This is a genomic window from Leuconostoc sp. JNUCC 76, assembly GCF_053667755.1.
Genome location: NZ_CM132206.1, coordinates 1,935,201 through 1,950,753, shown reverse-complemented (window position 1 = coordinate 1,950,753; position 15,553 = coordinate 1,935,201). Strand labels below are relative to the sequence as shown.

The 15,553-nt window shown below is 37.7% G+C and carries 13 protein-coding genes and 1 riboswitch; of the genes, 7 read left to right on the top strand and 6 right to left on the bottom strand.

Translation table 11 applies throughout. From position 1 onward, the window contains the following. The first annotated feature begins 163 nt into the window (after nucleotides 1–163). Nucleotides 164–1,780, top strand: coding sequence for a peptide ABC transporter substrate-binding protein (locus JNUCC76_RS09825; protein WP_454154448.1), 1,617 nt, complete (start codon nucleotides 164–166; stop codon nucleotides 1,778–1,780). A 26-nt stretch (nucleotides 1,781–1,806) separates the two neighbouring features. Next, nucleotides 1,807–3,012 (top strand): metal-dependent hydrolase family protein, encoded by a 1,206-nt coding sequence (locus tag JNUCC76_RS09820; RefSeq protein WP_454154446.1) that lies wholly within the window; start codon nucleotides 1,807–1,809, stop codon nucleotides 3,010–3,012. A 60-nt stretch (nucleotides 3,013–3,072) separates the two neighbouring features. Here JNUCC76_RS09820 and JNUCC76_RS09815 read toward each other — a convergent pair whose 3' ends face one another. Next, the gene (locus tag JNUCC76_RS09815; protein WP_454154444.1) at nucleotides 3,073–4,254 is read right to left on the bottom strand and encodes an LCP family protein; all 1,182 of its coding nucleotides are present in this window, start codon (nucleotides 4,252–4,254) and stop codon (nucleotides 3,073–3,075) included. 716 nt (nucleotides 4,255–4,970) lie between these two features. Here JNUCC76_RS09815 and JNUCC76_RS09810 point away from each other — a divergent pair. Both JNUCC76_RS09810 and JNUCC76_RS09805 read left to right on the top strand, forming a co-directional pair. After that, nucleotides 4,971–5,399, top strand: coding sequence for a hypothetical protein (locus JNUCC76_RS09810; RefSeq protein ID WP_454154443.1), 429 nt, complete (start codon nucleotides 4,971–4,973; stop codon nucleotides 5,397–5,399). A 17-nt stretch (nucleotides 5,400–5,416) separates the two neighbouring features. Beyond that, nucleotides 5,417–5,584, top strand: a riboswitch (Lysine riboswitch). Between the two features lie 70 nt (nucleotides 5,585–5,654). Next, nucleotides 5,655–7,094 carry an amino acid permease gene (locus tag JNUCC76_RS09805; protein WP_454154441.1) on the top strand — a complete coding sequence of 480 codons (1,440 nt, stop codon included), beginning with the start codon at nucleotides 5,655–5,657 and terminating at the stop codon, nucleotides 7,092–7,094. 55 nt (nucleotides 7,095–7,149) lie between these two features. On the opposite strand, the gene JNUCC76_RS09800 is transcribed toward JNUCC76_RS09805, so the two are convergent. The 4 genes from JNUCC76_RS09800 to JNUCC76_RS09785 form a co-directional block, all read right to left on the bottom strand. After that, the gene (locus JNUCC76_RS09800) at nucleotides 7,150–7,593 is read right to left on the bottom strand and encodes a universal stress protein (RefSeq protein ID WP_454154439.1); all 444 of its coding nucleotides are present in this window, start codon (nucleotides 7,591–7,593) and stop codon (nucleotides 7,150–7,152) included. 392 nt (nucleotides 7,594–7,985) lie between these two features. Beyond that, nucleotides 7,986–9,272, bottom strand: a complete 1,287-nt coding sequence (locus tag JNUCC76_RS09795; RefSeq protein WP_454154437.1) for a replication-associated recombination protein A — start codon at nucleotides 9,270–9,272, stop codon at nucleotides 7,986–7,988. 6 nt (nucleotides 9,273–9,278) lie between these two features. Further along, complete coding sequence (locus JNUCC76_RS09790; protein ID WP_454154435.1) at nucleotides 9,279–9,653, bottom strand: YueI family protein; 375 nt, start codon at nucleotides 9,651–9,653, stop codon at nucleotides 9,279–9,281. 94 nt (nucleotides 9,654–9,747) lie between these two features. Continuing rightward, a complete protein-coding gene (locus JNUCC76_RS09785; protein ID WP_454154433.1) occupies nucleotides 9,748–10,977 on the bottom strand; it encodes an MDR family MFS transporter in 1,230 nt (409 codons plus the stop codon). Between the two features lie 110 nt (nucleotides 10,978–11,087). Between JNUCC76_RS09785 and JNUCC76_RS09780 the strand changes: the two genes are divergently transcribed. Beyond that, nucleotides 11,088–11,474 carry an SgrR family transcriptional regulator gene (locus JNUCC76_RS09780; RefSeq protein WP_454154431.1) on the top strand — a complete coding sequence of 129 codons (387 nt, stop codon included), beginning with the start codon at nucleotides 11,088–11,090 and terminating at the stop codon, nucleotides 11,472–11,474. Then, on the top strand, nucleotides 11,475–12,797 hold the full coding sequence (locus tag JNUCC76_RS09775; RefSeq protein ID WP_454154429.1) for an ABC transporter substrate-binding protein: 1,323 nt from the start codon (nucleotides 11,475–11,477) through the stop codon (nucleotides 12,795–12,797). A 123-nt stretch (nucleotides 12,798–12,920) separates the two neighbouring features. Here the strand turns inward: JNUCC76_RS09775 and rpsD are convergent, their stop codons facing one another. Then, nucleotides 12,921–13,532 carry a 30S ribosomal protein S4 gene (rpsD, locus tag JNUCC76_RS09770; protein WP_072614252.1) on the bottom strand — a complete coding sequence of 204 codons (612 nt, stop codon included), beginning with the start codon at nucleotides 13,530–13,532 and terminating at the stop codon, nucleotides 12,921–12,923. Between the two features lie 305 nt (nucleotides 13,533–13,837). On the opposite strand from rpsD, the gene ezrA reads away from it, so the two are divergent. Continuing rightward, a complete protein-coding gene (gene ezrA, locus JNUCC76_RS09765; protein WP_454154427.1) occupies nucleotides 13,838–15,553 on the top strand; it encodes a septation ring formation regulator EzrA in 1,716 nt (571 codons plus the stop codon).

The window sequence follows — 15,553 nt, the reverse complement described above, 5'->3', positions numbered from 1 at the left end:
ATTCTCGAGTAAGGCGGTTGAGCATTTTCAGTCGCTAAAATATATGCGACTGGATTTGCTCTCCGTGAATAATGATACAATCACGAAACCAATCCAATATAGGATTGGTTTTTTATTTTATTTGTTAAACAAGTTTTAAGTCAAGAATATGAGGAAGAGATAAATGAACAAAAAAATACGTTGGGCGGCAGGTGCATTCGTCATCTGTGCTATAGCAGGCACTTGGTTTGTGAAACACATTAACGGATCAGAGAACAAGGTTAAAACTTTGCAAACTATGATGAAAGATGATGTCATGACGATGAACCCAATTATGACAACTGATATTTATTCAGGTCAGGCCCAAGATCAAGTTTATGAAGGGCTTTATCGTTATAAAGGTGATAAAGTTGTTGCCGGAATGTCAGATAAAGTTGTGAAGCCAACTCAAAATGGTACGGTTTATACATTTAAGATTCGGAACAATGCTAAATGGTCAAATGGAGATAAAGTTACTGCCCAAGACTTTGTGACAGCAATCCGTGCAATAGCAGATCCAAAAACAAAATCACAAAATTCAGCTGATGCCATATCAATCATGAAAAATTATGAAGATGTTCACTCAGGTAAAATATCACCGGACAAAATTGGTGTTAAGGCAATTAATAGTCATACGTTGCAAATCACATTAACACAAGCAACACCTTCTTTTGACAAATTAGCAACCTCTATTATTCCAGTTAATACTAAAGATTATGAAAAGTGGGGTACTAAATACGGTACGTCGTCAAAGTATATGGTGACGAATGGGGCCTATCAAATGGTTGGTTGGACTGGCACTAACTCTAGCTTTACTTTCACTAAAAATTCTAATTATTGGGCAGCGAAGAAGGTACAAATTAAAAAGGTTAAAGTGCGAGTTATTAAGACACCAATGACGGCAGCGAACGAATTTAAGAATAAACACTTAGACATTGCTCAGCTTTCTGATGACTATATTAAAACCTACAAAAACACAAAGTATTATCATGCAACCCCACAAGCAGTGGTGAGGGGAATATATTTTAATGAAACAAGCGAAAAGACTAACAATATACACTTAAGACAAGCATTTGGATACGTAATAAACCGTAATGAGATTACTTCTAACATAATGAATGATGGCTCAATGCCACAGTCAAATGCGGTGCCAAAAGGTATTATGACAAATCCGGAAACTGGTGCGGATTTTACCAAGGATGCCGGCACACAGTTTACAGTTGATAAGAAAAAAGCACAAACTGAATGGGCAGCCTATCTAAAGGATACCGGGAAAACTAGTGCAACATTCACAATGACATTTGATGACGATTCTACAAGTAGAAAAGTTGGTGCTTATATTCAATATACTGTGGAGCATGCATTCAAGGGCATCACTATTAATACGAAATACGTGCCACATTCACAAGCTGTTTCAGAAGTATTAAAACAGGATTTTGACATGGTGAATATGGGATTAAGCGTTACTGTACCAGATGCGTCTTACCCATTGGCGATTGGCAAGACAGGTTATGGGTTGAATTTTTCAAAAGTGAGCGATGCGACATACGATGGTTATTTAGCACAGGCAGTGAAAGAAGTAAACGATGCTAAAGCACGTTATGCAACGTTACAGAAAGCTAACCAGTATTTTACTAAAACAAAAGCATATATGGTACCGATTTATCAACCGGTAACGGCAAATGTTGTTACTGATAAAATTGGTGGATTTAAAGGAAATAGCTTTCATTCACCAGCATATCAAGATATGTACTGGAAATAACTTAATGAGTAAGGAGAGATTATCAAATGACAAAAACAAAATATTACAATTTTAATGGCTTTAATGCACAAACAGGTGAGTTTGATCCAAATAGGTACGTTATTGTTGATGAACAATCAGGACGCTATATTGATGTTGGAAAAGGTGATGGCCCTGATATCGAAAATGCTATCAATATGGCGGGAAAATACATTATGCCAGGATTAATTAATGCGCACATTCACATTGACTCTGATGTGAACCATGAATTTGGTAAGGAAAAATTTGGTGTCGATAGCGATGCAGAGCATGTTCGAGCGGTTATTGTGGCCGAAAATAATATGAAAAAAATGCTTCATTATGGTGTAACGGTTGTACGAAATGTTGGCACAGCACGTATGACTGATATTGAAATTGCACGTATGCAACGTGAAGGTAATATTCAAGGGCCGATGATGGTTGCTAGTGGTGCAGCCTTTTCAATGACAGGTGGCCATGGTAGCAATGGTGGTGGTATTGAAGTTGATGGTATTGATGAGGTTCGTAAGGCAGTACGTCAAGCAATGAAAAATGGTGCCCAAGTAATCAAGCTTATGGTGACTGGCGGTGTGAGTGCTGGAGATTTTGAGAACCCAGATCAGGTTCAATTAAATGAAGATGAAGTTCGAGCAGGTGTGATTGAAGCACATAAAAAAGGAATTAAAGTTGCGGCACATGCTCAAGGTGCCGAAGGAATAAAAATTGCCGTCCGAGCTGGAGTTGATTCTGTAGAACATGCTTTTCATATTGATGACGAATCGATAGAATTGATGAAAAACAAAGGAACATCTGTCGTACCAACAATGATTGCTATGAAGAGGATTATTGATCAACCAGATGAAGTGCCATCATGGATGATTGAACGAGCCATTACACACTGGGAGGCACATCAAAAAAGTATCGAGAAAGCAGCAGCGGCGGGAGTGAATATTGTAATGGGAACAGATTCTGGTACACCGTTCAATGGTTTTGGAAATGAAAGTGCTGTTGAAATGGATATGATGGTTGAATTTGGCCATATGACGCCTCAGCAAGTTCTGAAATCAGCAACTGTTAACGCAGCTAAAATGATGGGAATTAATGATAACTATGGTGCTATTGCGGTTGGTCAATATGCAGATTTTATGGTGATTCGGGAAAATCCAATTAATAATATGAAAGTTTTGCAGCAAGAACAGAAGCAAATTTTTCAACATGGTCGTGCTGTAATATAAGATAAAACACAAATAAAAAAAGACGTTATCACAACGTCTTTTTTAGTTCAGTTAATTTTTTTAGTTTGAAGAATCATCATCAGAATCTGTTGATTCATCATCTGCTGGTCGGAGAGAATCAGCTATTGTTTGCAGAGAACTTGGTATATCGCCGCCGTAGGCTGAACCAGTAGAAGCATGCTTCAAGCCAAGGGCGTTACGAGCTAAATTAGTAACACGTTGTTTTTCTTTTTGAGTAACAACTTCATATGAAACATTATTACCTTCGGAATCAGGATAGCTCGTACTAACACCTTGAATATGTTCTGTAACAATTTTCTTTGCGGCGTTAATATATTTGCTAGCAATTGTAGTTAAGTCACCAAATGATAAATCAGTTTGAACATTTGAACTCATTGTGTTCATAAACTTGGTATTTAATAAACTAGAAACATTAGCTGATTTTTTAATTAACGCTTCTAATACTAATCGTTGACGTTTTTGTCGCCCATAATCACCGTCTGGATCATCGTAACGCATGCGCGAGAATGCAAGGGCTGCATCACCGGTCATAACATGCTTGGTTGCTGACCAAGTTACCCCATTATCATCAGAATGTTCATAGCCTGTGCTTCCCTTGTGGAAACGGTACAGGTTTTCACCGTAATCATGAGCTGTCTCTTGACTATAAGTGAAATCAATTGGAGACTTAACAGAAATCCCTCCAACTTGAGTGACCATTTTTTCCAAACCTGACATATTGACTAAGGCATAAAAATCAATAGGAATGTTTAAGTAAGATTCTACAGTTTTAATAGCAGTTGCCGTTGAACCATAGGCGTAAGCTGCATTTATTTTTTGAGGGAAAGTACTTTCGTATCCCGGAATAGAAACCATTGCATCACGAGGAATAGAAATCATTGTTGTTTTTTTTGTCTTGGGGTTAACAAGAAGCAACATCATTGAATCGGTACGTCCTTTGTAGGTACGTCCTAATTCGCCGGTATCCGTTCCAAACAACAAAATAGACAAAGGCTTTCCACTTTGAACAACGCTTGAGACGTTTCGGGATTTAGTGACGCCACTGCTCTTGTATGTTTTATCAATTGCTGATTTAGTATTATGGATAGCCATCCAAGCAAATGTGCCCGACACGATAAGTAAGAGACCGACAACAAGTAAGATAATATTTCGTAGTTTGTGACTACTTTTTGAATAGCGAGCAATTCTGGACTTAACTGCAGTTTGTTTATTTTTTTTCATAACGGTCTCTCGATTGTTTTGGCCAATGAAATATGGCGGTTTGTAAGATAATAAAGACAGCTACCGAGTTGTATCGATATACTGCTATTTTTGGGGTAACAAAGGCAAAAGACTGGAAACTAACGATTAATCAAAAAATAGTAACTATTGTTCTCACCATATTTTGAGATTATTCATCTAGCAATAATTCATCTGCCATGTGATAGATATTTAAGAGCACGACTAAAAATATCGGCAAAAACCAACTGATAGTAATGATATCGGACCAAGTTAAAGTCAAGATTAAATTTTAACCATATCAGCTTTTTTTTATAATTATATCTCATATAATGCTACAATTATTAAGAGCTATAAGCAAATGAGTTTGTAGAAATTTAATATTTGGGAGAATGTGAGTAAGCGGTGTCAATTGAGTATTATTGTCGTCATAAAACTATGTTTGTGTCAGTTCAATTTGAATATGCTTATCTGTATCATCACAATTATAAATAATGTTAATTCCACCGGATAAACTAAGAAAAATTTTAATTATTACTTTTGGCATTATTTTTGTTTTTTTAGGTATTCAAGTTCGATTTCATATGATATTTATGCAAGTTCTGGACGCGACTACAGATTTTGCAGTAAACAATATTTTATCGTTGAAAATACCCCTATACTTAGGGTTAGGTAATCTTTTTTCCCATTATTGGGTCGTCATCCCATTGATAGCGGTCATGGTAGCATTTCTTTATTTCATAAATTATAAGATTGCTGCCTGGTGGTTTGCCATTACACAACTTGTTGCGATGTTGCTGACATGGGTTATTACAATTATTTTACGCATTCATTGGCAGGATGGCCCTAAAATAGGTGAAACTATACCTAACTTATTGTTGGTGTGGTGGTTGCAATTGCTCTTGCTGTTGGTCATTATTATGCCACATTTGGTCAAGTCGAGAAAAATTCAAGTGATGATCAATATTGTCATTGGTTTGTTTTGGTTATCAATTATGCTAGCCCGTATTCAGTCTCATCATATGGCATTGACTAGTGGGTTGGGAGCAATCACCTTTGGCTATTTTTGGTGGCAGTTTAGTGCACAACAATATTATAAACGGGCGCGACATTGGCAAAAGGTACTTGAAATTGACGGGCGCGTATAAGTGTGTTATTATTTTGATTGTGTCAAAGAGGTTGCAACCGACATGAGTCGCATGATGAAGTCCGCCAGGATGTTGAAATCATGTAAAAGGGAAGGTTGCCGAAAGAATTATCTGGCAAGATAATTCTTGGGCTAGTGATTAATAGTTGCTAGACTGTCGCAAAATTGCGGTGCGCTTTGAAAAGTGATTAATAATGACTTTTTAAACCTCTTCCGTTTGTTGTGAAGAGGTTTTTTATTTTGAGAAGGAGATATTATGTCTGAACATAATGGACACATACAGCGTAGATTGAAAACGCGACATGTGTCGATGATTGCATTAGGTGGTTCAATAGGAACGGGATTATTTGTAGCATCAGGAGCAACTGTTGCTCAAGCTGGACCACTAGGAGCTATTGTTGCTTATTTAGCTATTGGTGTAATGGTTTATTTTTTGATGACCTCACTGGGGGAAATGGCTACATATTCACCAACATCAGGTTCATTTTCTGATTATGCTGGAAAATATGTTGATCCCGCATTGGGATTTGCAATGGGTTGGAACTATTGGTTCAATTGGGCTATCACGCTTGCTGTTGATATTGTTGCTGTTGGTTTAGTAGCTGAGTTCTGGTTTCCACATACACCTGGATGGATATTTTCCGCAGTTGCGTTATTACTTATCTTTTTGATTAATATCTTTTCGGTTGGTACTTTTGGTGAAGCAGAGTTTTGGTTATCAATGATTAAGGTGATAACTATCATTGCTTTCCTAGTTGTTGGTCTGGCTACTATTTTTGGTGTAATTCATTCTGACATCAATGTCATGAAAAACTTGTCGGTCGGTAATCACGGATTTGTTGGTGGACCTCAAGCTGTTTTGTCAGTATTCGTTGTTGCCGGATTTTCTTTTCAAGGAACTGAGTTAATTGGTATTACTGCTGGAGAAGCTAAGGATCCTGATAAGTCAGTTCCTAAGGCGATAAATCAAGTGTTTTGGCGTATCTTACTGTTTTATATTCTGGCAATTTTTGTCATTTCCGCTTTGGTTTACTATAAAGATCCGCGCTTGTTGAGTTCTTCTACACAAAACATTGCTGTCTCACCATTTACTATTGTATTTAAAAATGCAGGAATTGCTTTTGCGGCTAGTTTAATGAATGCAGTTATTTTAACATCAATTGTTTCGTCAGCAAATTCAGGTTCATATGCTTCTACACGGATGTTGTACGCTATGGCGCGTAAAGGCGATGCCCCTAAAATTTTTGCCAAGCTTTCAAGTAGAGGGGTACCAGTTGCAGCCTTAGTATTAACTACTGCGATTGGCCTATTAGCATTTATTGCTAACACCAAAGGGGGATCAGTTGCTTATACTTGGCTGGTCAATGCCTCTGGGTTAACTGGATTCATCGCTTGGGTCGGCATTGCTATCTCTCATTATCGCTTCCGAAGAGCTTATGTGGCGCAAGGAAAGAGTCTGTCTGATTTGAAATACAAGGCTAAGTGGTTCCCATTTGGTCCACTATTTGCGCTAGTAATTTCTATTGGTGTTATTATTGGTCAGGATCCGGACAGTTTTGCCCATCTAAATTGGGAAAAAATATTTGTGACTTACTTATCAGTTCCTTTGTTTGTAATCTTATATTTTTGGTACAAAGTTTCTCACAAAACGAAGCTAATTGCTCTAAAAGATGTTGATCTAAAACAATATAAATAAAGGCATACAAAAAAAGACACTGCATCATTGTAGTGTCTTTTTTATGAGTAATAACTTAACCGCGAACTACTAGGACGTCCACTTTAGCAGATCTCGTTACGAATTCAGTAACAGAACCAATAACTAAACGTTCTACAGCGTTTAATCCAGTTGCACCAATAACAATCAAATCAGCATTGACTTCGTTAGGTACATCTTTAGCGATTAATGACTTGGGTGAACCATATTCGATTAGATAATCAACATTTTTAACACCAGCTTCAATTGCCTGTGTTTTATATTTTTCTAAGCTCTTACGCGTTTCATCTGACACTGCTTCGACCATTGTATCGTCGAAACTAGCCACATTTTGAAATGCACGGGTATCGATAACGTTTAAAATTGACAAGACGCCTTCATCACCAGCATCCAAGGTCAGTTCAACCGCACGCGTTAATGCAGCTTCAGATTCTTTTGATCCATCCATTGGTACTAAAATCCTATGATAATTTGCTGTCATAATAACATCCCTTCTTGCAATATGCAATGTGTTCTTCTTCTACACCTCTAGTATAGCGCTTTCATAATAAAATTAATAGTATGTTCTTTAACCTAATTAAACACGGGTTTTAATTTATACAAAAAGCGCCCACGAATGTGGACGCACGGGCTTAGCCCGGAACACTCAATTAATACCGTTAATCGCTACGCAGATTTTCCTCGAAATTATCGAGGTGGATGGTTCATCAAGATTGTCAGATTACCGAATGAAAGGGCATATCTTCTAAGTCATGAATTCCCAACCGAAAATAAAAGTTGTAAGGAAAAAGCTGATGATGTAGCAATGCGTATATCTGAGGAATTCATATAGTATTATAACGCGAAAACTCGCTAACTAAAAGACTTGACTTTTTAGTTTAGCCCGTTTTGTTGTCGCGATTTTAGTGTCTGATATACATCAAATAATTGTTGTTCAACTTTCGAATTACCTTTAGGGTGAAAGTACTGAATGTTTGTCATTTTATCTGGTAAGTATTGCTGAGCTACCCAATCATTATCATAGTCGTGCGGATATGTGTAATCTACACCGTGATTCAGCTCCGAAGAGCCCTTATAATGTGCGTCTTTTAAATGATTAGGTATATCGTAAGATTTGCCATGACGAACATCACTAATGGCCGAGTCAATTGCTTTATAGGCTGAATTAGATTTAGGAGAGAGAGAGAGCTCAATAATAGCATTGGCGAGCGGAATTCTGGCTTCTGGGAATCCTAGTGTTTGTGCGGCTTGAATAGCAGTGACTGCTCGCTGAGCTGCCGGTGGATTTGCCAACCCGACATCTTCGTAGGCAATAACGGTAAGTCGGCGTGCTAAAATCGGTAAATCACCGGATTCGATAATGCGGGCAGCGTAGTGTAACGCCGCATCGGTGTCGGATCCGCGAATTGACTTTTGCAGTGCTGAAATCACATCATAATGCGCATCCCCATCTTTATCTGCTGATAATGCTTTCCGTTGCACAGTCTCTTCGATGATTGGCAAACTGATATGAACGACACCCTTTTTATCTGCTTTTGTTGATAAAACTGCTAATTCTAAACCATTTAAAGCACTACGTAAATCTCCATTTGTTGCTCGCGATAATTGCAACATAGCGTTATCATCGAGAACGATATTGTATTGCCCAAGGCCTTTTTCTTTATCAGCAATGGCTCGTTTAACGGCGTTTGTGATATCTGTTTCACTTAGACTGTTAACTTCAAATATTTGCGTTCTGGAACGAATAGCTGGTGTGACATTAATATAAGGATTTTCTGTCGTCGCACCAATTAATATAATTGCTCCAGATTCCAAATGTGGTAGTAAAAAGTCTTGTTTGATTTTGTTTAAACGATGAATTTCGTCTAGTAATAAGACGACAGTCCCTGACATTTTTGCTTCTTCGACAACGATTTGCAAGTCTTTTTGGCTATCGGTAGCAGCGTTTAGCATGCGAAACGCATATTTTGATGAACCGGCGATGGCACTAGCTATTGATGTTTTACCAGTACCAGGCGGTCCGTATAAAATCATCGAACTCAGCCGATGAGCAGCGACCATGCGCCAGATGATTTTGCCTTCACCAACTAAATGTTGTTGGCCAACAATCTCTTCAATTTTTGTGGGGCGCATACGGTACGCTAGCGGTTCTTGTGTCATAAACGTTTATCCTAAGTAAATATTATCTACATTGACAGCAGTATTAGCGGCTAGTACCACTGCAATTGGATCCTCTTGATGTGCGGATTTTGTAGAGTCGGAAAGCAAGGTGAAAGTATGGTTGCTCTTCGTTGCTAAACCAACATACGTTGAAAAATAGTCGCCGGCAAGTTGCTGATCAATTAGAACCTTACCAATACTGTGTGATTTAAGTGATGCGGCAAATTGTGATTGGATGTTTGAATTGCCCAATTGAGATACCTTAATTGCGACAATGACACGTTCTCGGAACGTGCCAAGATAACGGTTTTGCTCATCAGGGTTAATTTTTGGGCTGCCATTACCGAGCTGTTCTTGTTGTAAGCGTTCATTGACGTCCATGATTTTCTCCATTAATATTTGATACTCCTATTATACGTTATCTTAGTCGTTAATTTATACCTAAACTCTCAGTCAATGGAGCACAATGATAAACCTACATGTTGTTTCGGCTATCTGGTATTAAATGTAGTGCCCAAAGAGTTAAGATAATCGCTCCTAAGCCCAGGGAAATAATTGTGGTAGCTATACCAAACGAACCAAGAAATGGTGCACCAATCAGCATTGATGATGCAATGACTTTTCCTAATTGAAAAATTGAACCATTAAAAGCAAGGTAGGCGCCACGTTTATTTTCTGGCATTAAATCGGCTAATTTTGATTGACGTGTTGGGACATACATCAATTCACCAAAAGATAATATGAAGCTTGACAAAATTAATAAGGGTAGCGTGTTGACGTATGCTTGCAGAGCGTAGCCTAACGTAAATAATGTAGTACCCATTACAAATATTTTTTTCGTATTGCGATTAGTTATCCAACGAGATATTGGTGCAGTAAACAAAACGATAATAGCTGTATTAATGCTTGTCAATAGGCTTAACATTTTTACACCATCAAATGATATACCCAACCATTTTGTATGGATAAAACTTTGTGCCAAATGAATGGCGATAAAGTTAGTGCGTTGAAATTCAACACTAAGTAATAAGATGCCACCTAATGTGAAGATAACAAAACGAACATCGTATAATACAATCTGGTAACTATGAAATACAGACTGAAACCCAACGTGCCTTTTTTTATTAATTGTTTGTTCATGGGTTTCAGTAATTAAATATTTGGTCAAAAGTAATGAATTAATATTTATGATAACTAGAATAGTAGTAAGTAATAAGAAATGTCGTTCAAATAACCAGCCACCAATGAGCATTCCAACCATCAATGCCAGGTTATTAGCCCAATAATTGATGGCATACATGAAAGCACGTGTTTTTTCAGTTGAGACGTCGATGAGCATGGCTTCACTAGCTGGGCTAATCAAGCCACTAGCAATATTTCCAAGAAACATCATCACGAAGGTAAGCCAAGGAAAATGATAAACAGGTAGATTAGCGCAGACAATACCAATAGAAGCCAATAGCTTAATGAACTCCCCAAAAATAAGTAAACGTCGTCGCCCAAATACATCCGTTAAATATCCACCATAAATGCCAGCTAGAAAAGAAATGACGATATTTATCATCATTAACACACCTGTGGTTTGTGCATTATAAGCATGAAAAAGGTAAATTGACATAAAAGGAAATATGAGAGAACTTCCGAGGCGACTTAAGAATTCAATTTGGATTCTTTTTCTGATGTTTGGATGTAAATTTTTCCACATATTGTTTATCCTACTTTCAAACGATATGTTAAGATTATAAAATAGACATCTAAATCTTAAAATGGACATTTATATAAAAAAATGTCCACTTTAAAAGGTGAGTGAAATTAATGGTTGACCAGACATACTTTGATTTACGAATGACATATCAACGATTTGGGCAAAAACTAACTATCAGTATTTCTGAATTAGCTAAGTTTTGGTCGATATCAACAAAGCAGGTTAAACGTCGTTTACGTGCTTATGAAGAGCAAAAACTTTTGCAGTATTACCCCGGACAGGGGCGTGGACATCTAACGCAAATCATTTTTCAAAGTAGCTTCAGAGATGAGGTGATTATGGGGATGAAGCAAGCAATTGTTACTGAGGACATAATAACGATTTTTTACTTGCTAAAATTATCAGTACCTGCCAGTTGGCTGGCATCTTTTCGGGGAAATCTCACTAATTTTTTAGGCATACAAACGTATAGTGAAAATAAACGTATTTTAAGATAGTTGGCGACGCGACCTATTACAACCTTGGATCCAGTTCAAGTGGCCATTCGACGTGAGTATCAATTAGTTTTGCAGTTGGGAGATACATTAGTTCAATTCGATGAAGGATTGAAAGCTGGATTGGCTCACCATTGGCAGTCAAATAACGATGCCACCGTTTGGACGTTTTATTTGCGCAAAGGGGTACGGTTTCATAATGGGAAAACGATGACAGCGGTTGATGTGAAACGAACGTTTGAACGAGTTCGAAATGAAGTGGGGGAATCGTACTGGCAACTTGTTAATTTAATGGATATCATCCTGCTAGCAGATGATATTGTCCAGTTCAAATTTTCAGCACCCGAGCCCTTATTCGTGAGATATGTTGTTGATGCAAAATATGTTATTGTTGATTGTGATGTTGAATTTGATGAAATTCATTGGGTAGGAACAGGTGCATTTCAGGTGACGGAAAGCACTGATACGATGTTCAAACTGGCGGCTTTTGATGATTATTACGGGTTGCGTCCGATGATAGATGAGGTAGTTTATTATTTAGTAGATGACTGGAAAGTTGTGTCAGGTCTCCTTAATCCAGCGGATTATGGCAATCATGATTATGTGAAAAAGAAGCATACATTTCCTGGCGCAGAGTTCATCATTTCCAACTTAAAACGCCCAACAATAATTCAAGAACCACTCGTTCGAGCAGCTTTATATCATGTTGTTGATACACGAGTTTACGATGGCATTGGCGGAATTCCTGCCAGTCATTATGATTCTCGTGATTCAGCAGTACGAAGGGATAAATCATTAGCGCAGGCTCAAAAAAAATTAAATCAAGCGAACTATCAAGGGGAGCCTATTGTTCTAGCTACGTTGTCACATTCGAAAGAAGCTGAAGAACTTTCAAAATGGATTCAAAGACGTGCTAAGAAAATAGGATTGAATATGGAAATAATTTACTATAATTTTGCTACAGATTACTATACCGAATTTTTAGAAAAAAATGCAGATTTGGTCATGTTGGCTGACATTCCGATGAACCCTGATGAATTTGCGTATATTGAATTTGTGAGTAGTCCGACATTGCTTGTACAAAGAATGCTAACACCGTTATTATTAGAACAACTACAGCATTTGATTTTTCTTTTCAAGCAAACTGAAAGTGAAAAAGACCGACATCTTATTTATTTGAAAATTGATAATTGGCTAATAGAACAAAATATCTTGTTCTACACGGCTCATGCTGTTCGAGAGATATACGTCCATCAGTTTTTAGTAAATGAAGGGGATCAATATGATTATAAAAATGCTTGGAAAATGCCAGAAATAAATAATTAAACGAATAAAAAAGTTCGCACAAAAAGGCAGCCTGATTTTAGGTTGCCTTTTTGCTCGTTACTAATAAAAATAAAAAACGTCACCATGTCTAGGTGACGTTTCAACCAACTAAGAATTAAAATATTAACCCAAGTGGTTGTAATATTCGACGATCAACGCTTCGTTGATATCAGCATCTAATTCTTCACGTTCTGGCAAACGAACGAGTGAACCTTCAAGCTTTTCAGTGTCTAATGATACGAATTGTGGGCGAGCCACAACTGATTCGATAGCAGCTTGAATAGGCAAGATGTTTTTTGACTTTTCGCGAACAGATACAACTTGTCCAGGTTGTACGTTGTATGAAGGAATATCAACGCGCTTACCATCTACTAAGATGTGACCATGATTAACAAGTTGACGTGCTTGTTGGCGTGTTGTTGCCAAACCGAGACGATAAACAACTGAATCTAAACGTTGTTCCAATGAGATCATGAAGTTAGTACCATGAGTACCCTTACGGATCTTACCAGCCTTGTTAAACAAAGCTTTGAATTGACGTTCAGTCAAACCATAAGTGAAACGCAACTTTTGCTTTTCGCGCAATTGCATTCCGTATTCAGAAATTTTAGCACGACGGCCGGCACCGTGATCACCAGGTGCGTAAGCACGACGTGACAATTCTTTACCAGTACCAGACAATGAAACACCTAAGCGACGTGAGATACGCCACTTTGGACCTGTATAACGTGACATGTATATGTCCTCCAAAATGTATTATGCTGTACATTTGAGGGTAAGTACCAGATGCGTGCAGCGCCTATCTTGACGTTTCTCAGAGCCAGTAGCTATGGCCTTACTAACGATTTGGGGCGTTGTTGACGCGCTTCTTTACTTACTGCTACTCAATTTAACAACTTATTATATGATATCAGAACCATTAAGGAATAGCAAATTGTTAAGAAAATTGTAAACGATTTGAGATTTGGCAAATCTCCTTTAATTGAATCGTATAAGTGCTAAGATGGAAAGTGAAAATTAAAAGGTTGGAAACTATCCATATGTTTAACTTTACAGTCTTAGCAATTATATTACTTTTGGTTGTCATCGCTTATTTAGCAATATTTGTGATGCAAAGAACTACGGTCAAAAAAGTCAGTGACCTCAGGGCAAGAAAAGATCAACTTGAATCTTTGAAAGTTCGCGAAGAGCTTGTCGAGGGACGAAAGTTACCTTTAACAGGTCAGTCTTTAAAGAACTATCAGACATTTGAGAGTTCTTTTAATGATGTTCAAAATAATAAGTTTTTGAAAATTGATCAACAAGCTAATTTAGTACTTTTTGAGGCTCGAGGCATCAACTTTATTAAAACGCGTAATGAATTAGAACGTTTGCAAGGTATGGTGGATGATACGGAAACTACCATTAAGGATGTGCGGGCTGGCCTGCTTGATTTAAAGAAAACTGATGAAGAGCATCGCGAGGCAATTAATGATCTTAAGAAGAAGTATGAGGGATTGCGTAAGCGTTTGCTTGCTGAAAACTTTAAGTTTGGACCAGCTAACCCTGCCCTAGATAAGTTTTTGAGCCAATTAGAAGCAGACTACGACGAGTTTACAAAGTTAACAGAGAATGGTGATCACGCTACGGCTTCTGATATCTATGAGCAATTAGCGATGGAAACAACTCAAATGGAAAAAATGATGGCTGATATTCCGGAGTTGTTTGATCAATTAAACATTAAGTATGTTGATCAATTAAATGAATTAGCCCAAGGGCATGCTAAGCTTGTAGAAGCCGGTTATGTTTTTCCAAACGATAGCGTGGAGCAAGAACTTCAAGCAATTGACTCACAACGTCAGCAAGTTTTGAATTTATTAGCAGATTTGAAGCTAAAGGAAGTAACTGAACAAACTGGATATATCGAACAGCGCATTGATGCAATGTACGAAACGATGGAAACGGAAGTAACCGCACGCAAGCACGTCACTAAAAATGCCGAGCGTCTATCTTCTGATTTGTTACGTCTACGTGAGCAGAATCAGACATTATCTATTGAGCTGGATAGATTAGGTCAAAGCTTCCAATTTAATCATAAAGAGTTGGAAACACGACGTACTTTACTTGAACAAATCAACATGGCAGAGGAGCAAATTAATCATAATGATGATTTGCTTGAATCCAAAGAAATATCATACAGTGAGTTGCGAATTCAGCAAGAAAAATTGCTGAAGCAGTTTGAAGAAATTGAGACGCAACAGGTTGACATTTGGGATAAAATTTCTGGTTTGGAAAAAGCTGATCGATCAGCTAGACAACTTGGTGGACAATATCAAAAAGAAGTGGAAGCAATTAAGAACGCCGTTGAACGGATGAACTTGCCTGGTTTACCAGTTGCTTATCTGGAATATTTTTATGCCGTATCAAATGAATTAAAGCGTCTTGCTAAGTCATTAAATACAAATTTAATTGATATGGATGAGGTACAACGTCAATTGAACATTGTATCAGCTGACATTGATACATTAAAAGAAAAGACAGAAGAAATTGTTGATCAGGCTGCACTCACTGAACAGCTATTACAATATGCCAATCGTTATCGTGCTTCGAATGAGCGTGTTGCTGCTGCGAGCGAGCAAGCACGGATGTTTTACGAGAGGGATTATAATTTCAAGCAGGCAATGGATATCCTTGGCTCAGCTCTTGACAGTGCTGAACCAGGTGTTTATGAAAGATTAGTTGATTCATACATGCGCCGAAAAACGCCATTAGTATAG